The organism is Mesorhizobium sp. P2_A12 (assembly GCF_056405075.1).
Genome location: NZ_JBFUCU010000008.1, coordinates 1 through 17,826 on the forward strand (window position 1 = coordinate 1; position 17,826 = coordinate 17,826).

General features: G+C 63.0%; 26 protein-coding genes. 12 read left to right on the forward strand and 14 right to left on the reverse strand.

All coding sequences use genetic code 11. The features are described 5' to 3' along the window. On the forward strand, positions 1-890 hold an 890-nt coding region (gene groEL, locus AC1DZU_RS18460), incomplete at its 5' end, for a chaperonin GroEL (RefSeq protein ID WP_477287066.1). 91 nt (positions 891-981) lie between these two features. Here the strand turns inward: groEL and AC1DZU_RS18465 are convergent. Next, positions 982-1,590 carry a TetR/AcrR family transcriptional regulator gene (locus AC1DZU_RS18465; RefSeq protein WP_477287068.1) on the reverse strand — a complete coding sequence of 203 codons (609 nt, stop codon included), beginning with the start codon at positions 1,588-1,590 and terminating at the stop codon, positions 982-984. 101 nt (positions 1,591-1,691) lie between these two features. Here AC1DZU_RS18465 and AC1DZU_RS18470 point away from each other — a divergent pair, with 101 nt between their 5' ends. Genes AC1DZU_RS18470 through AC1DZU_RS18480 form a run of 3 tightly spaced genes read left to right on the forward strand, consistent with a single transcriptional unit; the run spans position 1,692 to position 3,589 of the window. Continuing rightward, positions 1,692-2,702, forward strand: coding sequence for a zinc-dependent alcohol dehydrogenase family protein (locus tag AC1DZU_RS18470; RefSeq protein ID WP_477287070.1), 1,011 nt, complete (start codon positions 1,692-1,694; stop codon positions 2,700-2,702). A 35-nt stretch (positions 2,703-2,737) separates the two neighbouring features. Next, on the forward strand, positions 2,738-3,187 hold the full coding sequence (locus AC1DZU_RS18475) for an OsmC family protein (protein WP_477287072.1): 450 nt from the start codon (positions 2,738-2,740) through the stop codon (positions 3,185-3,187). Between the two features lie 15 nt (positions 3,188-3,202). Then, a complete protein-coding gene (locus AC1DZU_RS18480) occupies positions 3,203-3,589 on the forward strand; it encodes a nuclear transport factor 2 family protein (protein WP_477287073.1) in 387 nt (128 codons plus the stop codon). 19 nt (positions 3,590-3,608) lie between these two features. Here the strand turns inward: AC1DZU_RS18480 and AC1DZU_RS18485 are convergent, their stop codons facing one another. From AC1DZU_RS18485 to AC1DZU_RS18520, 8 genes are all read right to left on the reverse strand, one after another. Beyond that, on the reverse strand, positions 3,609-4,220 hold the full coding sequence (locus AC1DZU_RS18485) for a LysE family translocator (RefSeq protein ID WP_477287075.1): 612 nt from the start codon (positions 4,218-4,220) through the stop codon (positions 3,609-3,611). 138 nt (positions 4,221-4,358) lie between these two features. Next, on the reverse strand, positions 4,359-4,742 hold the full coding sequence (locus tag AC1DZU_RS18490) for a YkgJ family cysteine cluster protein (protein ID WP_477287077.1): 384 nt from the start codon (positions 4,740-4,742) through the stop codon (positions 4,359-4,361). Between the two features lie 4 nt (positions 4,743-4,746). Next, on the reverse strand, positions 4,747-4,902 hold the full coding sequence (locus AC1DZU_RS18495) for a hypothetical protein (protein ID WP_457150660.1): 156 nt from the start codon (positions 4,900-4,902) through the stop codon (positions 4,747-4,749). A gap of 1 nt (position 4,903) precedes the next feature. Further along, entirely contained in the window at positions 4,904-5,311 is a 408-nt protein-coding gene (locus tag AC1DZU_RS18500; protein ID WP_477287079.1) for a hypothetical protein, read from the reverse strand. Then, complete coding sequence (locus AC1DZU_RS18505) at positions 5,311-5,538, reverse strand: hypothetical protein (RefSeq protein ID WP_095086096.1); 228 nt, start codon at positions 5,536-5,538, stop codon at positions 5,311-5,313. Before AC1DZU_RS18505 ends, AC1DZU_RS18500 begins: the two co-directional genes overlap by 1 nt. A 338-nt stretch (positions 5,539-5,876) precedes the next feature. Next, entirely contained in the window at positions 5,877-6,086 is a 210-nt protein-coding gene (locus AC1DZU_RS18510; protein WP_010915421.1) for a cold-shock protein, read from the reverse strand. 395 nt (positions 6,087-6,481) lie between these two features. Then, positions 6,482-7,261, reverse strand: coding sequence for an SRPBCC domain-containing protein (locus AC1DZU_RS18515; RefSeq protein ID WP_477287081.1), 780 nt, complete (start codon positions 7,259-7,261; stop codon positions 6,482-6,484). Continuing rightward, complete coding sequence (locus tag AC1DZU_RS18520; RefSeq protein ID WP_095086102.1) at positions 7,261-7,581, reverse strand: ArsR/SmtB family transcription factor; 321 nt, start codon at positions 7,579-7,581, stop codon at positions 7,261-7,263. Before AC1DZU_RS18520 ends, AC1DZU_RS18515 begins: the two co-directional genes overlap by 1 nt. 77 nt (positions 7,582-7,658) lie before the next feature. Between AC1DZU_RS18520 and AC1DZU_RS18525 the strand changes: the two genes are divergently transcribed. Then, positions 7,659-7,835, forward strand: a complete 177-nt coding sequence (locus AC1DZU_RS18525) for a hypothetical protein (RefSeq protein ID WP_477287084.1) — start codon at positions 7,659-7,661, stop codon at positions 7,833-7,835. Between the two features lie 41 nt (positions 7,836-7,876). Here the strand turns inward: AC1DZU_RS18525 and AC1DZU_RS18530 are convergent, their stop codons facing one another. Further along, a complete protein-coding gene (locus AC1DZU_RS18530; protein ID WP_477287086.1) occupies positions 7,877-8,536 on the reverse strand; it encodes a glutathione S-transferase family protein in 660 nt (219 codons plus the stop codon). 186 nt (positions 8,537-8,722) lie between these two features. On the opposite strand from AC1DZU_RS18530, the gene AC1DZU_RS18535 reads away from it, so the two are divergent. Beyond that, positions 8,723-8,911 carry a CsbD family protein gene (locus tag AC1DZU_RS18535; protein WP_477287088.1) on the forward strand — a complete coding sequence of 63 codons (189 nt, stop codon included), beginning with the start codon at positions 8,723-8,725 and terminating at the stop codon, positions 8,909-8,911. 54 nt (positions 8,912-8,965) lie between these two features. On the opposite strand, the gene AC1DZU_RS18540 is transcribed toward AC1DZU_RS18535, so the two are convergent. Both AC1DZU_RS18540 and AC1DZU_RS18545 read right to left on the reverse strand, forming a co-directional pair. Beyond that, a complete protein-coding gene (locus AC1DZU_RS18540) occupies positions 8,966-10,099 on the reverse strand; it encodes a metallophosphoesterase (RefSeq protein ID WP_477287089.1) in 1,134 nt (377 codons plus the stop codon). A 95-nt stretch (positions 10,100-10,194) separates the two neighbouring features. Further along, positions 10,195-10,755 (reverse strand): TetR/AcrR family transcriptional regulator, encoded by a 561-nt coding sequence (locus tag AC1DZU_RS18545; protein ID WP_477287091.1) that lies wholly within the window; start codon positions 10,753-10,755, stop codon positions 10,195-10,197. Positions 10,756-10,904: 149 nt separating this feature from the next. On the opposite strand from AC1DZU_RS18545, the gene AC1DZU_RS18550 reads away from it, so the two are divergent. Then, positions 10,905-11,696: an NIPSNAP family protein gene (locus AC1DZU_RS18550; protein ID WP_477287093.1), complete on the forward strand. Its 792-nt coding sequence runs from the start codon at positions 10,905-10,907 to the stop codon at positions 11,694-11,696. 63 nt (positions 11,697-11,759) lie between these two features. On the opposite strand, the gene AC1DZU_RS18555 is transcribed toward AC1DZU_RS18550, so the two are convergent. Beyond that, the gene (locus AC1DZU_RS18555; protein ID WP_477287095.1) at positions 11,760-12,599 is read right to left on the reverse strand and encodes an alpha/beta fold hydrolase; all 840 of its coding nucleotides are present in this window, start codon (positions 12,597-12,599) and stop codon (positions 11,760-11,762) included. Beyond that, positions 12,596-13,534: a choline ABC transporter substrate-binding protein gene (gene choX / locus AC1DZU_RS18560; protein ID WP_477287097.1), complete on the reverse strand. Its 939-nt coding sequence runs from the start codon at positions 13,532-13,534 to the stop codon at positions 12,596-12,598. The genes AC1DZU_RS18555 and choX overlap by 4 nt, the downstream gene beginning before the upstream one ends. A gap of 82 nt (positions 13,535-13,616) precedes the next feature. Here choX and betI point away from each other — a divergent pair, with 82 nt between their 5' ends. The 5 genes from betI (at position 13,617) to AC1DZU_RS18585 (ending at position 17,807) form a co-directional block, all read left to right on the forward strand. Then, positions 13,617-14,276 (forward strand): choline-binding transcriptional repressor BetI, encoded by a 660-nt coding sequence (betI, locus tag AC1DZU_RS18565; RefSeq protein ID WP_477287099.1) that lies wholly within the window; start codon positions 13,617-13,619, stop codon positions 14,274-14,276. A gap of 67 nt (positions 14,277-14,343) precedes the next feature. Beyond that, positions 14,344-15,102, forward strand: a complete 759-nt coding sequence (locus AC1DZU_RS18570; RefSeq protein ID WP_477287101.1) for an SDR family NAD(P)-dependent oxidoreductase — start codon at positions 14,344-14,346, stop codon at positions 15,100-15,102. A 126-nt stretch (positions 15,103-15,228) separates the two neighbouring features. Then, the gene (gene fumC, locus AC1DZU_RS18575) at positions 15,229-16,626 is read left to right on the forward strand and encodes a class II fumarate hydratase (RefSeq protein ID WP_477287103.1); all 1,398 of its coding nucleotides are present in this window, start codon (positions 15,229-15,231) and stop codon (positions 16,624-16,626) included. A gap of 180 nt (positions 16,627-16,806) precedes the next feature. After that, positions 16,807-17,226, forward strand: a complete 420-nt coding sequence (locus AC1DZU_RS18580; protein ID WP_184871071.1) for a DoxX family protein — start codon at positions 16,807-16,809, stop codon at positions 17,224-17,226. A 176-nt stretch (positions 17,227-17,402) separates the two neighbouring features. After that, entirely contained in the window at positions 17,403-17,807 is a 405-nt protein-coding gene (locus AC1DZU_RS18585) for a DoxX family protein (RefSeq protein ID WP_477287106.1), read from the forward strand. The last annotated feature ends 19 nt before the right edge of the window (positions 17,808-17,826 follow it).

Here is a 17,826-nt window from a genome sequence, read left to right on the forward strand (position 1 = left end):
GCGAGGCTCTGGCCACGCTGGTCGTCAACAAGCTGCGTGGCGGCCTGAAGATCGCCGCCGTCAAGGCGCCGGGCTTCGGTGATCGCCGCAAGGCCATGCTGGAAGACATCGCCATCCTTACCGGTGGCCAGGTCATTTCGGAAGACCTCGGCATCAAGCTCGAGAACGTCGGCCTCAACATGCTCGGCCGCGCCAAGAAGGTGTCGATCTCCAAGGAGAACACCACCATCGTCGACGGCGCCGGCAAGAAGGCCGAGATCCAGGGCCGTGTCGCCCAGATCAAGCAGCAGATCGAAGAGACCACCTCAGACTACGACAAGGAGAAGCTGCAGGAACGTCTCGCGAAGCTCGCGGGCGGCGTTGCGGTGATCCGCGTCGGCGGCGCGACGGAAGTCGAAGTCAAGGAAAAGAAGGACCGCGTCGATGACGCCCTCAACGCGACCCGCGCGGCCGTGGAAGAAGGCATCGTTGCAGGCGGCGGCGTCGCACTGCTGCGCGCTTCGGCCAACATCAAGGCCACCGGCGCCAATGCCGACCAGGCCGCTGGCATCAACATCGTTCGTCGTGCACTGCAGGCTCCGGCCCGCCAGATCGCGGCCAACGCCGGTGCGGAAGCATCGATCGTTGCCGGCAAGATCCTTGAGAACAAGGGCGCGACCTTCGGTTACAACGCCCAGACCGGCGAGTATGGCGACATGATCGCCATGGGTATCGTCGATCCGGTCAAGGTCGTGCGCACGGCTCTCCAGGACGCGGCCTCGGTCGCCGGCCTGCTCGTCACCACCGAAGCCATGATCGCGGAGGCTCCGAAGAAGGAGTCGGCTGGCGGCGGCATGCCTGGCGGCATGGGCGGCGGCGGCATGGGCGGCATGGGTGGAATGGACTTCTAATCCAGCCAATCTGGCTAAGCTTATGGAAAGGGCGCCGAAAGGCGCCCTTTTTGTTTGGCATCCCGCCTTGATTGCAGTGCCTCGATCGGCCTCAGACGGCGGCATCCGCGCGTCGCCGTGCCTCTCCAGCCAGCACCGCGCCTTCAATCAGTGCCGCGACTTCGTCCGCGACCGCCTGCAACGGGGCGCGGTCGCGGGTGGCGCGCGCGATCACCATCAGCCCTTCCAGCGACGATTCGACCAGCAACGCCAAGGCATGCGCGCGGCGCTCGGGCACCCCTGCCCTGACGAAAGCCTCTCGCAGCAATCCGATCCATTGCTCGAAGGCCGACCGGCACAATTCGGCCAGCTCCGGCACATCCGTCGGCGAATCCAACACCACGGGTGCGATCGGGCAGCCGAGCGTAAATTGGTTCTCCTCGAGCATGTGTCCGACCTCCTGGTAGATATGGTGGACGGCCACTGCCGGATCCTGCTCGGCGGCCAGCGCCTCGCCCAGCCTTTGCGTCACCTTGTCGACGCTGTCACGCGTCACCTCGATGACCAGCTGGTCCTTGCCGCCGGGAAAATGGAAGTAGAGCGAGCCGCGCGGCGCACCGCTGGCGCTCAATATGTCGTTGAGCGACGTGCCGTGATAGCCGCGCTGCCTGAGCAGCAGCGCAGTCGTCTCGAGTATGCGGGTGCGGGTGTCGTTGGCCATGTCAACCTCTGTCAGCAGGCATCATTATAGGTCTTGTATCGAATATGACAATCGGTCTACATAATATGTAGATCAGTCTACATATTATGGGAGAGGCCGACATGCACGCCTATCGTCTTGAAGGATCCAGCGGGACAGAGTGCCTGGTGATGCGCAACGAGGTGCGGCCGGAGCCGAAACCGCATGAGATCGTGGTGCGCGTTCGCGCCACCTCGCTCAACCGGCGCGACACGATGATCCTCAACGGCACCTATCCGCTGACGCCGCGCCAGGGCGTCGTTCCCCTCAGCGACGGAGCTGGCGAGATCGTCACCATCGGCGATGCCGTGACCCGCTTTGCCGTTGGCGATCGTGTGACCGGTAGCTATTTCGCCCGCTGGGTCGACGGCCGTATCAACGCCGGGCTCATCGATCAGCTCGGCTGCACGCTGGATGGCATGCTGGCCGAATATGCCGTTCTTGACGAACAATGGGCGGTGCGCTTGCCGGATCATCTCGACTGGCATGAGGCGGCAACGCTGACCTGCGCCGGCCTGACCGCCTGGAATGCGGTGACAGGCGCCGGAATTCCGAAGCCTGGGCAGTGGGTTCTGGTCATCGGCTCGGGCGGCGTCTCGCTGTTTGCGCTGCAGTTCGCCAAGCTGCTCGGCTGTAGCGTCGTCGCCGTCACCTCTCGCCGCGAGAAGGCCGACAGGCTGCGGGCGCTGGGCGCCGACCTTGTGATCTCGACATCGGAGATGCCCGAATGGGGTGCGGCTGTCCGCGACCAAACCGGCGGCATCGACCTCGTCATCGAGACCGGCGGCCCGGCGACATTCGCGCAATCGCTGATCGCCAGCACGCTCTACGGGCACATCGTGCTGCTGACGTTGCAGGACCAGCAAGGCAGGTCAATCGAGATGCCGGCAGCGCTCTACCAGCGCAGCCTCGCTACCATCAGCCGCCTTTTCGTCGGCAGCCGGTCCAATCTCGAAGCCATGCTGCGCGCTGTCTCACAGCATAAGCTGCGGCCCATCATCGACAAGGTCTTTGCCTTCACAGAGGCCGGCGCTGCGTACCGCTATTTCCAGCAGGGCGACGTCTTCGGGAAAGTGGTCGTCGACTGCGCCTGACCCATCCATTTCTCACAACCAAAGGAGTGCAGACAATGACAATTCGTGAAGCCTCGGCCGAGTGGCAAGGCACGCTGAAGGAAGGTTCAGGCCGGCTACGGCTCGGCAGCGGCGCGTTCGAAGGCGCCTATTCCTTCCCGTCGCGGTTCGAAAACGGTCCCGGCACGAACCCGGAGGAATTGATTGCGGCAGCGCATGCCGGCTGCTTCTCGATGGCTTTGAGCGCCACACTGGGCGGCGCCAAGTACATCCCGACAAGCATCAGCACGATCGCCAAGGTGCATCTCGGCGCAACCGCTGCCGGGCCGACGATCACCCGCATCGAAATTGAGACCCAAGCCGAGATCCCCGGCATTGCCCCGGACGAGTTCCAGAACCTAGCGGAAACGGCGAAAGCGGCATGCCTTGTGTCGCGCGCCCTGGCCGGCGTGGCAACCATCACGCTGAAAGCCGAGCTCGTCGCGACCGCCGCTACGCAACAATGAAATCAGGAGGATGAGATGAAACAGGACAGCATCGTGACCGTTCATCCGGACGAACAGTCCAGGCAGACAGCTGAAATCATGCAGCGCTTCAACGACGTGTTCCAGCTGCATGACCCGTCGGCACTCCCCGGCCTGGTCGCCGAACACTGCGTGATCGAAAACACCGTGCCGGCACCGGACGGCGCCCGTCATGTCGGTCGGGAGGCATGCGTCCAGCTGTGGTCGGCGATCGCCACCCAGCCCGGCACGCGATTCGACCTTGAAGAGACATTCGTTGCGGGCGAACGGGCGACGATCCGTTGGCGCTACTGGCTCGCCGACGGCAACTCCATCCGCGGCATCAATCTGATGCGCGTCGAGGACGGGCTGATCGTCGAAGCGATGGGATACGTCAAGGGATAGTCGCCTCGCCCGGTCGCCGCTACCGGTCTGCCAACGCCAGTTTTGCGCCGAGCATGACAAAGGCGCCGGCGAAGGTCCGGCGCATCCAGGTCAGCACCATCGGCCGCGACACGACATGGCTGCGGATCGAGGCGGCGAAGATGCCGTAGCCGACGAAAACCACGAAGGTCAAAAGCATGAAAACGGAGCTGAGCTCCAGCATCTTCGACAGCGCATTGGGTTCGGTGGTGCTGACGAATTGCGGCAGGAAGGCGAAGAAGAAGATCGACAGTTTCGGATTGAGCACGTTGACGAGGATGCCGGTGGCAATCACCTTGCCGGCGGAGCGCGGCGTCACATCCTGCTCGACGCTCAGGCCACCCTTCTCCTTCAGTGTGTTCCAGGCCATGTATAGCAGATAGGCGACGCCGAGGTATTTCAGCGTCTCGAAGGCAACCGCGCTGGTGTGCAGCAGCGCCGCAAGACCGGTGATGGCGGCCGCCATGTGCGGAATGATACCCAGCGTGCAGCCTAACGCGGCGATGATCGAGGCGCGCGCGCCGCGCGAAAGGCCGGCGCTCAGCGTATAGAGAACGCCGGTGCCGGGCGAAGCCACGACGATCAGCGACGTCAACAGAAATTCGATGCTCACGGTGGTTTCCTCCGGCGCCCTGCCCTGTCGCAGCGTAGCCAGCAAGGAGGTTACACACAAGCCGCCGGAAGTCGGCGCCGGTGCGTGTCGTCCAAGAGTGCGCAGCGGTTTTGCGACAACCTGCGCGAAAAAAAGACTTTAAGACGTCGGTAATCCGTGCGCGCGGCGCGCCATCAGGCAATCGTCGTCGCCCGGCATGCAGGCGCGGCAGACATCCGGGCGGACTTCATAGATGCCGCAAGCGGTCGACTTGCCGATCTCGCCGGAGAGCGCCGAGCAGCGCACGCCATCGCAGCGCATGCCGGACAAGTTGGCCGCCACATATTTTTCCGGGATGCGGTCGAGCTGGGCGTCATCCTCGGTGGAAAAGCGCGGCCACTCCGCCGAATAGGAACAGCAGGCGCCGCAGCTCTGGCAGTCGAAGACAGGGCCGGTGCTGCGTTGCGACGACGAAAGACTTGCAGCGGCCACCAAGGCGAACAGTCCCGGCTCGGCAGGGTTGTGATCGGCGTCTTGCGGCAAGGTGTTATTTCTTCTTGCCTGTCTTGCCCTTTGGCGCATCCACCGGCGACTTGAACAGATCGGTCGCGGCTTCGCCGGCTTTCGGCGCCGCAACCGGCTTGGCCGGTTTTGCAGCAGCTGGCGTTGCAGGCTGGTCCTTGGCGGAGAATTTTATGGCCATGTCAGTCCTCGTCGGCGAAACGCGATGATGGAGCGCGCGGATTGCGCAAGCGGCCGATCAGCGCCGAAACCGCCGTGATGTTCATTTCCTCGGGCGACCAGTTCTTCACCGCCTCGATGTGGTGGGGCGCCAGTTCGCGATGCGTGCTGCCGCTGTAGGCGGCATCCTGATAAGTCACCCGCTCATGCGTCTTGGTGTCTTCGCGGACATATTCGATCAGGTAGTTCGGGCACTCAGCCCGGCCACGCACGCCGACGCGCACCTGGGCGTCGCCATGGGCACGCTTGCAGCGTTCGAGTTTTTCCAGCACGCGCCGGACATATTCGACCGGCTTGTCGAGGCCTTCGACCATGTCGGCAATGGTCGCATCGGTCGCGATCGGCGTAGGCGGGACGCGCTTGGTGGCCATCAGCGTTTTCCGACTCGTTTCGGCAAAGCGGCGAGAGCCGCGGCCGCGGCCATCTCATCGGCCTCCTTCTCCAGGCGCTGTTCGCGCAGCCGCGCGGTCTTGGCTTCCCGCGCCTCGCTGACGGCATCGCGCTCGGAAATGATTCGGTTGAGTGACATCGACTGGGTCTGCGTCTTGCTGAACAGGGACACGGCCTGATCAGGGGCTGTCTTCGAATTGGCGGTCAAAATCTTTCTCCTGTCAGGAGCTGGTGCAGACATGGCGAGACCGGGTCTTCGGTCAGGACCACGCACAAAGCAATACGGCAGCAGATTCAAATTGCTGGAGCGTCCCTTAGCACGTTCAGGCCGACGCGCAGTGCACTTTCGGCGGCAAGACGCGCAAAATGAAAAAGGCCAGGCACCGCCTGACCTCCCCATGAGAGCGCCGCGCATCCAATGGATGCAAGGCAACGCCCTTCACATGCGCATGCCGTAGAAACTCAAGTCTCCGCGGCCATGCGCCCGAATTCGCCATTCACCGGTGCCAGTACATCCGTGGTCACCGGGAAGGCTGAATTCTGTTTTCAGGCCGCCTTCAACTGGTCGGCGGACATCTTGCCCGACTTGTTGTCGCGGACCATCTCGTAGCCGAGCTTCTGGCCCTCGACGATGTCGCGCATGCCGGCGCGTTCTACGGCCGAGATGTGGACAAAAACGTCGGCCGAGCCGTCGTCAGGCTGAATAAAACCAAAACCCTTGGTGGCGTTGAACCATTTAACTGTGCCGGTGCTCATGACGAACCCTTTCCATGGCAAATATTCGTTAATCGCGGTGCGAATGCACAACGATTTTTGTCTCGATTTTTGATGGGGAAGTTCGTCAAAGGCGCGCATGTGTGCGCGGATAACAAAAGTCGGTCAAACAAATATCGACGAAATTCTTGTAGGCTTCTTTTTGCGCCGTGTCAATTTCTGGTTTAGCCGCCATCGAGATCAGGCGCAAAGTTGTCCGGCGAGAAGGAAACGAAACGCCGCCGCTCCAAAAAAACGCAACCTGCCGGGAACCAGATCGGCGCCGGTGCATTTTAGCTGTGTCGTCAGCAGTTCATGAGAGCAATCGAAGGAAAGGTTGACGGCAAAAGACGCCTCCCGCGCGATAAAAGGCGCGAGGGGCGTTTTTGTTTTTGCCCTCACATCACGGCGGTCATCATCGGCAGGATCTCGTATCGAAAGCCCAACCCGGAACGAACCGTCGGGTCCGCCTCGGTCAGCGCCCGGACGGCGGCCTCATCGACGGCACGCACGATACCGAGCCCCCAGGGACCGGCAGGATCGGCGACCGGCCCAAACAGGATGACACCCCCCTCACCCAATTTGCCGCGCAAAAAGTCCGAGTGCTGCTTCATCAGTGTTTTTTCTGCATCGGTCAGGGTGAAGGCAAAGTCGGGCCGAGGCGGGATCAGCCGGCAGTGGAACACGCCTTGCGGCTTGCTGCCGGCTTCATCGGTGAGGAAAGTGGTCAGCCAGCCGAGCACGCGCTCCCAGCCGGAGCCGTGATCGCGACATGCGCCTTGGCGGACGCCAAACCCTTCATGGCGTAAGGTCAGCCGCGTTCCGGCATCCACCGCCTCGAGCATGTAGGTCACGGTGGTGACGTTGTCGCCGTCCCACGGCGCTTTCCACGTCAGCACCAGAAGGTGCGGCGGCTCGACCTTGAGATACTCGCCCTGGACATGAAAGTCCTGGCCGTCGGCCCCCTTGCCTTCTGATCGCCACGCCCCGCCCGGCCGCAAGTCGGCGGTGTGTTTCGTCGTCCGGTAAAGTTCGTCCGCCCCCCACCAGAGCGGTATCTGGTCGTCCGCCGTCAACGCGCGAAACACTCGCTCGGGCGGCACCGCGATCGTCACCGTGGCGAGAATCGTGCCCGCCGACACATCGGCGATGGCGCGCGGTCTGTCGTTGTTGGCCATCATTCATTCTCCAGGTAGGATTTCAGGTTGCCGAGGCTCGCTTGCCAGAAATCGCGATAGGGCAAGATCCAGTCGGCCACGTCCTTCAACTCAGCCGGCTCCAGCCGGTAGAGCCGCTCGCGGCCATACTTCTGTTCGGAGACGACCCGCAGCTCGCGCAGGACCCTGAGATGCTTGGAGATCGCTGGCCGGCTCTGCGAAAAGGCCGAGGCGAGTTCGTTGACAGGCGCCGGCCCCTGCCGCAAGCGGTCGAGGATCGCGCGCCGCGTCGGATCGGCAATTGCGCGGAAAACGGAACGGTCGGGGTCAGCCTGCGGCATGATACGTATCCATTTGGTTACGTATTATGCCGTATTGCCTCTCCGGTCAATTCCCGCTCGCGGCCGACTCCGGGTGAGTGTGGAGCCTGCCTCGATCCAAGCCAAACACGCCTGGCGTTGCCGCCGACATCCGCGAGGGTCATACCCGCTGGCTGCTGGAAGAGCCGGGTTGGGAGACAATCGCGGAAGGGGTGGCCGACTTCCTCGACCAGCACTGGCCGGACCGACAGGCGCCCCTCAGCCGCATCGCCTGAAACCATATTTGCGGTTGCGAGGCTCGAAGCCGCAAGCCAGGTCAATCCTGTTCGTGCGGACCGGGCTCGGGCCAGGTTTCCTTGGCGGCTTCCGCGTACCAGTGACGCATTGCAGGCGTTGAAAGCACCGCATCGACATAGGCTCTGATATCTGGCGCCAGGGTACCGCCATAGGTGTCGAAGCGGGTGACGATGGGCGCATACATGGCGTCGGCCGCGGTGAAATGGCCAAATAGGAACGGGCCGCCCCTGCCATGTTTTTCCCGGCACTCGCGCCACAGCGTCTCGATGCGCTCCCGCTGCGCCTCGCCCTCGGCGTCGAGCGGCTTGTGGCCTTTCGGGCGACGCAAATTCATCGGCCAGCCATAGCGGACCTCGCGAAAACCGGAATGCATCTCGGTCGCAACGGAGCGCGCCAGCGCGCGGGCGCCGATATCGGCCGGCCAGAGATTCTTCTCGGGAAACAGGTCGGCAAGATATTCAAGGATGGCAAGGGTTTCCCAGATGATCCTGCCATTGTGATTCAAGACCGGCACCAGCCCGGTCGGCGAAATCTTGCCGAGATTGGCAGCGGTCTCGGCCGTGCGCAGCCGCACGAACCCCTCCTCGAACGGAATCTCCAGATGCTTCATCGCCACCCAGGGCCGAAGCGACCATGAGGAGAAGCACTTGTTGCCGATATAGAGTGTGAACTCAGCCATTTTTCTCCCCGCGCGCACGATTGTCCTGAAGTCCTTTTGGCGTGCGCGTCATTGCAGCCTAGCCTGCCAGCCTTACCGCCGAAAGCGGTTGCGCAACTTTGATCCGCGGCTGGGGAAGCTTGGAACCTAACCGACGCCGGCTCGTTAGCCTCCGCGGACGAATTCCCGAATTCAAACTCCCAGGAGATGCGGAAAATGGTGAACAAGGATCAGGTCGCGGGCATGGCCAAGCAGGTCAAAGGCTCGGTCAAGGAAGCTGCCGGCAAGGCGACCGGCAACAGGCAGACCCAGGCCGAAGGCACGGCCGACAAGATCGCCGGCAAGGTGCAGAAGGCCTATGGCGACGTGAAGGACAAGGTCAAGAAGGCGTTCTGATCCCGCACCGGGTATCGCTTTTGTCTGGGAAGGCGGCCATCAGAGCCGCCTTTTTCATGTACTCCAGTCCTTGCTGAAGGCGTCGGTGAAGGCAATCTCGCCATGATCACCGGTCGCCTCGCCCAGCACCACGTCCATGGCGTCGCTGGTCACCCTGGCCAGCGCGAAGCCACCCATATAAGCGGCCTTCGGCTTGATGAGGTCGAGCCCGTCGCCGCGGTAGATCAGCGGTGTGTCGTGCTTGTGGCCGTGGAAGATGGCGACGACATTGTAGCCCTTCAGCGCCGCCAGCAGGGCCTGCCGGTCGGCCTCGCTCCACCAGTGCGGCGCGCCGGCACCGTCATCGTCATACGTCCTTTTGGCGGCATCCCACCGTTCTATCGAGAAGGTGTCCCAGCCATAGTGCTGGAACAGGATGACCGGGCGGCCATCCGCCGCGTAGGTCGCCAGATCCTGCTTCAGCCATGGCAGGCTGCTGTCGGCGCCGTGGCCGGTGTCGCCGGCGAAACGATGCGTCTGCACGAGATGCAGGCCGCCCCAGTCCCAGGAATAGCAATCGGTGTCGACGTCGTAGTCGGTGGCCGGCACCGGCGGCTTGAAGAACACGCCGGCGCGGTGATTGACCTCGACATAGTCGCGCATTTCGCGCCGGTACCAGTCGACATGGTGCGGCGGGCCGTTCTGGTCGAGATCGTGGTTGCCGAGCCCGACATAGACAGGCACATGCACGCGATCGGAACCGACGCCTTGCTGGTAGCGCTGGCTGAATTGGAGCAGTTGGGTGCCCTCGCTCGGCTGGGTGATCTGGCCGCCGCCATCGTCCGTGATGTCGCCGCCGACGACGAGGCCAAGCGGCGTGCCGATACGGCTGCCGGCGGAACGCAGGCCGGTGGCGACGCCGTTGATCTCGGCCGGCCAATCCTTGTCGCCGAGGCCGTTCAGCGCGGCGATGTTGCGCAGCAGCGCGGCGTCGGTCTTGCCTTCCTTTTGGCAGTTGGGGCTCAAGCCGCTCGCCATGCGACAGGCATGGACATCTGCGATGAACAGGAAGGTGGCGTCGATCGGCTGGACCCGCTGCCCGGTCTGGCTGCGTGCCGGGCACGACAACGCGCCGGCCGCGGCAAATCCCGCGGCCTGGGCCAGAAAGCTGCGTCGAGAAAACAAAACAGGCGAGCGGCGATTCATCATGAGGTGAATTTCAGCATGGAGAGCGGCCGGCCGTCCAGTTCAACGCGTGACATCGCGACAACAGCGTGACAGAACTGCTCGATCACGTTTCGGGATCATTTCCAAGCCTCGCCCTGCGCCGGCAGGCAGTCGCGCAGCACACCCGCATCCTGCGCCGTCTTGGCCATCGACATGGCGCCGGAATATGTGGCTACGGCAAGTGCTGCAAAGCGCTGGGGATCGGTGCCTTGCTCCTTGCCCGCCTGCTGGTCGTCCCTGATCTTGTCGGCGATCGCCTGGCGCCACGCCGAAAAGATTGTGGCAAGTGCCGTCCGGAAATCGGGATCGGCGAGCGACAGTTCATGCGCCAGATTGTTGAGCGGGCAGCCGCGCACGAAACCCTGCTGTTCCAGTTCCGCCGCCACGGCCTCGAACACCGCGCGCACACCCTCGCGTGCCGAGGCCGCCGCCCGCACCGGCGCGATCCATGTCACTTCGACCGCTGCGGCCACACGCTCGTCGATCACCGCCAGTGCCAGCGCCTTCTTGGTCGGGAAATGGTGATGCAGCGCGCCGCCGCTGACACCTGCCGCCGCCATCAGGTCGCCGAGGCTGGAGGCATGATAGCCGCGCGCCTGAAACGCCGCCTCCGCGACATCGAGCACCTTGCTGCGCATGCCTTCGGGGTCGTTGACGCGTTTTCGCGACCGAAGCCTCGGTCGCGTTGTGATCTCTGCTAACATTGCCGAACAATAGCATGTTGACAAAACAGGACAACCGGTCTGTTTATGAACAGGACAACCGCCCTGTTTTTGGAGACTGACGGATGAACCTGCCCCTGAATGCCACGCCGCAACCCGCGGTGCTCGCCTCGCCTGTGGTCGAGCTGCGGCAATACACGCTGAAGCCCGGCAAGCGTGACACGCTCATCGACATCTTCGACGGCAGACTGATCGAGGGCCAGGAGGATGCCGGGATGACCATCATTGGCCAGTTCCGGGATCTCGATCGTCCGGACATGTTCGTCTGGATGCGCGGTTTCGACGGCATGGACGCGCGCAAGCATGCACTGACCGCCTTTTATGGCGGGCCGGTCTGGGCGGCGCACAGCAATGCGGCCAATGCGACAATGATCGATTCCGACGATGTGTTGCTCCTCAAGCCGGCATGGCCAGGCGCCGGTTTCGACCTCTCGGGCACACCACGGGCAGGCTTGACCGCTGACAAAAAATCAAACCGGAACAAGCCCCTGTCGGCCATTGTTGTGATCCAGATTCATCATTTGCGGCCCGGCGCCGAGGCCATTTTCGCCAATCGCTTCGAGACCGAAATGGTGCCGCTGATGACCGCGCCCGGCGCGCGCCTGCTCGCCGCGTTCATCACCGAGCATGCCGAAAACAGCTTTCCGCGCCTGCCGGTACGGGCCAGCGAAAACGTCTTCATCAGCGTCATGGGATTTGACAGCCCGCAAACACACGCCGGCCATGAGGCCAAATTTGCCGGTTCGCATGCTTGGAAGGCGTTTTGGCAAGCTGCCCGGCAGGATCTGACCCGACCAACCGAGACATTGCGTCTGTCCCCGACCTCGCGTTCGCGACTTGGACAAAAGTTCGCTTGATCAGGATGGAGACGGTGCCGAAGCCCGGCAGGACGTGCCACCGGCACGCGCGTTGTTCGGGCGCTAATCGAACCCGAAACTCTTACCGATGGCGTTGGCAACAAAGGCCGGATCCTCCCAATGAGGATTGTGGCCACACTCCTCGGCGTGCACGAGGCTTGCCCCAGCAAGGGTATCCAACAGCGCCTGCTGATGCGCCTCGCCGAACAGCGGGTCGTGCGCGCCGGCGATGATCAGCGTTCGAGCCTGCACGGCTCGCGCAGCCCCGCTCAGATCGGCGCGGAGAATTTCCTTCAGGGTCGCTTGCCAGCGTGATGCCGGCATCTCCGAGGCGTCTTTCGCCAGGCCAGCGAGAAAGGCCCGGGGCACGCCAGGCCGGCAGGCATGCCACCAGGCATAGAACGGGTCGTCCGGCGATATCGGGTCGCGCAGAGCCTGAACGCCCATGACCAGTGGATGGTTCTGCGTCAGGTCGGGCTTCAATGTGCCGGCCAACAGCACCAGCCCGCCGATGAGCTCTTCATGCCGCGCAGCCAACGCGATAGCCACCATGGCGCCCAGCGAATGGCCGACGACCACCGGCCGGTCAAGCCGCAAGTGGACGATCAATCCGGCAATGTCACTTGCGAAATCAGCAATGCCAAAGCGCTTGCCAGTTTGCGAGCCGCCATGGCCGCGCAGATCCGGCATAACCAGCCGACGGCCGGCCAGATGCGGCGCCAGGAGCGAAAAGCTGCGGCTGGTGTCGGTGAAGCCGTGCACCAACAGCAGCGCCGGCTCGGCGCCGGCGACCTCGACATAGGCGATGTCGAGGTCGCCTCTGTTGACGAATTGCTTGCGGCCAGCCCAGCCGTCCTGTTCGGCCCATGCATTCGGCAAGGCGTCAAATGCTGCCGGTCTCACAGGCCAAGCTTTTCCTTGACCGCCGCAAGGCCGGGCTTGCCGTCGAATGTGGTGACGCCGGCAAGCCAGGTGTCCAGACGATCCTTGTTCAGCTTGATCGCCTTCAGCCCCGCCTCTTCCGGCTTCATGCCGTCATTGATCAGGTAGCCCATGCCGACATTCTCAAAATCGATGTCAAAGGCGAGGTTTTTCAACAATTGCCCGGCATTCGGGCACTGTTGCAGATAACCCTTGCGCACCTGTGTGGTCACCGTCGCGGCACCGAGGTTGGGGCCATAAAATTTGTCGCCGCCGGTGAGATATTTGAAATCATACATCGTGTTCATCGGATGCGGCGCCCAGCCCTGGAAGACGATGAACTGCTTTTCCTTGATCTCATAGCCGACCTCCGACAGCATGCCGGCTTCGCTCGACTCGACCACCTGCCAGCCGTCTAGGCCAAGCGAGGGATCGGCAATGGCATCCATCATCAGCTGGTTCGACCCAGGTTCGATGCCGTACATTTTCTTGCCGAACTTGTCGGCGAACTTGTGCAGGTCGACAAAATCCTTGACGCCGGCGTCCCAGACGTAGGTCGGCACGGCAAAGGTGTATTTGGCACCTTCCAGATTGACGCGCACGTCTTCGACCGAGCCATCCTTCTTGTAGGGCTCGTAGTAGGTGACCATCGCCGGATTCCAATAGCCGAGGAACAGGTCGAGATCGTTGTTCTTCATGCCTTCATAGATGACGTTGATGCCTAGCACCGAGCTCTGCGGCTGGTAGCCGAGTGCACCCAGCAGAACATTGGCAACGCCGGTGGTGAAGGCCAGATCGTTCCAGCCGGGTTCGGCCATACGGACCGCCCTGCACTGTTCGGCCTCGGCCGCTTCAGCCGCATGACAGGCCAACGCCAGGGCAGCGAGACAGACGCCATTCGCAAGGATGCGGAACATTTCGGTTCTCCTCATTTTCAAAAATTGACCTATTGGTCTTTTTATTGTCCCATTGGTCAATTGTTGATCTGGACGGACGAAAATGTCAATGTGGAATCGCAATGCATGGATCAATCCCTTGAAACTCAAGCGTCTCAGCGAGATACGCCGCAAGGAACTGCGGCAGGCGGCGTTCGCGGTGCTGGAGCGCGAGGGCATTGCCGGCGCGACGTTGGAAAAGGTGGCAGCCCAGGCCGGCGCCTCGAAGGGAATCGTGCTGCACTATTTCCGCAACAAGCAGGAATTGTTCGAGCACGCGATGCGCGAAGCCAACGCCGTCCTGTGCCAGGCGGTGATCGCGCGACTGCGCCGGGCGATCACCCCGATGGAGCGCATGGATGCCGTGATCGAGGGTAATTTCGAACCGCATCTTTTTCAGCCTCCTCTCTGCCATGCCTGGCTTTCGCTCTGCGCCGAGGTGCCGCGCGACGAGAAGATGGCGCGTATCCAGAGAGTGATCCACGCGCGCATGCGCTCGAACCTGTTGTCCGGCCTGCGTGGCCTTGCCTCGCCGGCGGATGCCGACGACATCGCGCTTGGCGTCACCGCGCTGATCGACGGGCTTTGGCTGCGGCTCGGCCTGCAGCCGGGCAGCGTCTCGCGCGAACAGGCGGTCCGCCAAGTCAAGAATTTTGTCGCAGGGCGGCTTGCCATTCGGGCGCCCGTGCGAGAGCCGGCGGTCGAAGTTCATACCGTCGGATAGGTCGATGGCTTGACCGCAACCGCTTATATGCGGTGCTCTCGATGGCCAAGCTGCCTCGGAGCGTAGAATGAGACTTCACGACAAGCACGCGCTGGTTACGGGCGGATCGGACGGCATCGGCCTTGCGATTGCCGAGGCCTTTTCACGTGAGGGTGCGGACGTCCTGATCGTCGGCCGCGATACCAAAAAGCTCAACGCCGCCGCCAGGCAGCTCGGCGGCAATGTCGAGACGCTGTCGGCCGATCTTGCCACCAGCGCTGGCATCGAAGCCGTGGCCGGGCACGTGAAAAACTCCGGTCGGCCGCTCGATATCCTCGTCAACAATGCCGGGGTGGCTTTCCTGGTGCCGTTCGAGACCGTCAGCGAGGAGCAGTTCCAGCAATCCTTCGCGCTCAATGTGACGGCGGTGTTCTTCCTGACCCAGGCTCTGCTGCCGCATCTGGCAGCCGGCGCGTCGGTGATCAACATCTCGTCCTACTTCGCCAACAAGATGATCCCGAAGCGGCCGTCGAGCCTCTATTCCCTGTCGAAGGGCGCGGTGAACTCGCTGACCAAATCGCTGGCCTTCGAACTCGGCCCGCGCGGCATCCGCGTCAATGCCATCGCGCCCGGCACTGTCGACACCGCCATGCGGCGCAGGACGGTCGACACCCTGCCGGCCGAGGCAAAGGTGGAGCTAAGCGCCTATGTCGAGCGCAGCTATCCGCTCGGCCGCATCGGCCGCCCCGACGATCTGGCCGGAATCGCGGTGTATCTGGCAAGCGACGAGGCCGCCTGGACCAGCGGCGGCATCTTTGCGATCGACGGCGGCTACACGGCTGGGTGAGTGCCCCCGCTCTCCCGTCGAGGGGTGAAGGCTTCAACCGATTTGCATCCGTCCCGCCCGCAATCTCCGCTTGAAGCCGTTTGTGCAACGCGATACGCCGTTGCCGACTTCGACAAGGAGAGACCCGTGACTGCTGCAAAGACCAGAACCGAAACCGACACGTTCGGCCCCATCGAAGTCGCCGCCGATCGCTATTGGGGCGCGCAGGCACAGCGTTCGCTTGGCAATTTCAAGATCGGCTGGGAAAAGCAGCCTGCATCGATCGTGCGCGCGCTCGGCGTCGTCAAGCGGGCGGCGGCGGAAGCCAACATGGAACTGAAGCGGCTCGACCCGGCAATCGGCAAGGCGATCATCGAGGCGGCGCAAGAGGTGATCGACGGCAAGCTCAACGATCATTTCCCGCTGGTCGTCTGGCAGACCGGTTCGGGCACGCAGTCCAACATGAACGCCAACGAAGTGATCTCCAACCGGGCGATCGAGATGCTGGGCGGGGTCATGGGCTCGAAGAAGCCCGTGCATCCCAACGACCACGTCAATATGAGCCAGTCGTCGAACGACACCTATCCGACGGCGATGCACATCGCTTGCGCCGAGCGCATCGTGCATGACCTGCTGCCGGCGCTGAAGCACCTGCACAAGGCGCTCGACGCCAAGAGCCGGGCATTCGCCCACATCATCAAGATCGGCCGCACGCACACGCAGGATGCCACCCCCCTCACCCTCGGCCAGGAATTCTCGGGCTATGCCGCACAGGTCGCCTCGTCGATCAAGCGCATCGAGCTGACGCTGCCCGGCCTGCAGGAACTGGCGCAGGGCGGCACCGCCGTCGGCACTGGCCTCAATGCGCCGGTCGGCTTCGCCGAAAGGGTAGCGGACCGTATCGCCGCCATCACCGGCATCGCCTTCGTCACCGCGCCGAACAAGTTCGAGGCGCTGGCAGCCCACGATTCCATGGTGTTCTCGCACGGCGCCATCAATGCCTGCGCCGCCGCGCTGTTCAAGATCGCCAACGACATCCGCTTCCTCGGGTCCGGCCCGCGTTCGGGCCTCGGCGAACTGTCGCTGCCGGAAAACGAGCCCGGCTCGTCGATCATGCCGGGCAAGGTCAATCCAACCCAGTGCGAGGCAATGACGCAGGTCTGCGTGCAGGTGTTCGGCAACAATGCCGCACTCACCTTCGCCGGCAGCCAAGGCCATTTCGAGCTCAACGTCTACAACCCGCTGATGGCCTACAACTTCCTGCAGTCGGTACAGTTGCTGTGCGACGCTTCGGTCTCCTTTACCGACAATTGCGTGGTCGGGATCGAGGCGCGGGAGGACAACATCAAGGCGGCACTCGACCGTTCGCTGATGCTGGTGACGGCGCTGGCGCCGACCATCGGCTATGACAATGCCGCCAAGATCGCCAAGACCGCGCACAAGAAGGGCACCACCTTGCGCGAGGAAGCGCTGGCCACCGGGCTGGTCAGCGAAGCCGACTACGACCGGCTGGTGCGGCCGGAGGACATGACGCATCCGGGGTAAGAGATTTGGCGACGGGAAAAATTACTCGCGTCGCGGCCTCACTCGACGCGAATTTTGCGTAAGTCGCCCGATCACGGAAACGTAAGTACTGTGAACAATGTGTCGCCAGTCTGGCGGCTTTGGTGAACAGTCGGCTTGCTCTATTTGGGCTGTATTGAACCCTTCCCAGAGAGAGCCACCATGTCCATCAACACTTCAGTCGCCGGTTCCGGCGCTTCCAATGCCTCAGCCACCATCCTCCTCGGCCGCGTCTTGCTTGCCGTCATCTTCCTGCTTTCAGGTTTCGGCAAGCTCACTACGATTGCCGGCACAGCCGCCTATTTCGGCAGCCTCGGCCTGCCCGTGCCGACCGCGACGGCCATCATCGTCGGCCTGATCGAGCTTCTCGGCGGCGCCGCCATCCTTGTCGGCTTCCAGACCCGGATTGCCGCCTGGGTGCTCGCTATCTTCACCGTCGCCACCGCGCTGGTCGCCCACACCGGTTGGGCCGATCAGATGCAGATGATCAACTTCCTCAAGAATCTGGGGATTGCCGGCGGCTTCATCGTGCTGGCCACCTCGGGCGCCGGCGCCTATTCGATCGACGCCAAGCGCGGCTGATCCACAGCCAGAATTCGAAAACAAAAGCGGCGCGGACTTTTCCGCGCCGCTTTTTCGTTATCGGTGCACAAGTCCATGTCCGCATTTGCCAGCCGGATTTGCGCGCGCATTGCTGGTAGGATCGACCGTCGGATACGCAACAGGACCAGCCGGCTCGACCGACAACGGAGGTAAGCATGCCACGAAACGCACTGCTTCTGCTTTCCCGGCTGCTGCTTGCCGCCCTGTTCGTACCCTCCGGCTTCCACGCGCTTTCCGACATTGCCGGCACGACGGGCTATTTCGCCAGCCTCGGCCTGCCGCTGCCGACCCTTGCAGCCTGGGGCACCGGCTTGTTCGAACTGATCGCCGGGCTGCTCATCCTGGCCGGTTTCCAGACCCGGATCACCGCGCTGCTGCTCGCCGCCTTCTGCATCGTCGCTGGTTTCATCGGCCACTACGGCCAGGGCGGCGACGACGCAATGCTCGCCTTCCTGCATTCGCAGATGCTGATGAAGGACATCGCCATATCGGGCGGCTCCCTGGCGCTGGCGATGGCCGGCGCGGGTGCCTGGTCGGCCGACGGGCGCGGTTCGGCGTAAGGCCTACTTGACCGATACG

Coding starts and splice junctions, on each gene's coding strand:
- AC1DZU_RS18550 (WP_477287093.1), top strand. CDS start 10,905: ATGAACCTGCCCCTGAATGCCACGCCGCAACCCGCGGTGCTCGCCTCG.
- AC1DZU_RS18530 (WP_477287086.1), bottom strand. CDS start 8,536: ATGGCTGAGTTCACACTCTATATCGGCAACAAGTGCTTCTCCTCATGG.
- AC1DZU_RS18500 (WP_477287079.1), bottom strand. CDS start 5,311: ATGGCCACCAAGCGCGTCCCGCCTACGCCGATCGCGACCGATGCGACC.
- AC1DZU_RS18480 (WP_477287073.1), top strand. CDS start 3,203: ATGAAACAGGACAGCATCGTGACCGTTCATCCGGACGAACAGTCCAGG.
- AC1DZU_RS18495 (WP_457150660.1), bottom strand. CDS start 4,902: ATGGCCATAAAATTCTCCGCCAAGGACCAGCCTGCAACGCCAGCTGCT.
- AC1DZU_RS18475 (WP_477287072.1), top strand. CDS start 2,738: ATGACAATTCGTGAAGCCTCGGCCGAGTGGCAAGGCACGCTGAAGGAA.
- AC1DZU_RS18545 (WP_477287091.1), bottom strand. CDS start 10,755: ATGCGCAGCAAGGTGCTCGATGTCGCGGAGGCGGCGTTTCAGGCGCGC.
- choX (WP_477287097.1), bottom strand. CDS start 13,534: ATGTTCCGCATCCTTGCGAATGGCGTCTGTCTCGCTGCCCTGGCGTTG.
- AC1DZU_RS18470 (WP_477287070.1), top strand. CDS start 1,692: ATGCACGCCTATCGTCTTGAAGGATCCAGCGGGACAGAGTGCCTGGTG.
- AC1DZU_RS18535 (WP_477287088.1), top strand. CDS start 8,723: ATGCGGAAAATGGTGAACAAGGATCAGGTCGCGGGCATGGCCAAGCAG.
- AC1DZU_RS18465 (WP_477287068.1), bottom strand. CDS start 1,590: ATGGCCAACGACACCCGCACCCGCATACTCGAGACGACTGCGCTGCTG.
- betI (WP_477287099.1), top strand. CDS start 13,617: ATGTCAATGTGGAATCGCAATGCATGGATCAATCCCTTGAAACTCAAG.
- AC1DZU_RS18510 (WP_010915421.1), bottom strand. CDS start 6,086: ATGAGCACCGGCACAGTTAAATGGTTCAACGCCACCAAGGGTTTTGGT.
- AC1DZU_RS18585 (WP_477287106.1), top strand. CDS start 17,403: ATGCCACGAAACGCACTGCTTCTGCTTTCCCGGCTGCTGCTTGCCGCC.
- AC1DZU_RS18515 (WP_477287081.1), bottom strand. CDS start 7,261: ATGGCCAACAACGACAGACCGCGCGCCATCGCCGATGTGTCGGCGGGC.
- AC1DZU_RS18540 (WP_477287089.1), bottom strand. CDS start 10,099: ATGATGAATCGCCGCTCGCCTGTTTTGTTTTCTCGACGCAGCTTTCTG.
- AC1DZU_RS18580 (WP_184871071.1), top strand. CDS start 16,807: ATGTCCATCAACACTTCAGTCGCCGGTTCCGGCGCTTCCAATGCCTCA.
- AC1DZU_RS18520 (WP_095086102.1), bottom strand. CDS start 7,581: ATGCCGCAGGCTGACCCCGACCGTTCCGTTTTCCGCGCAATTGCCGAT.
- AC1DZU_RS18570 (WP_477287101.1), top strand. CDS start 14,344: ATGAGACTTCACGACAAGCACGCGCTGGTTACGGGCGGATCGGACGGC.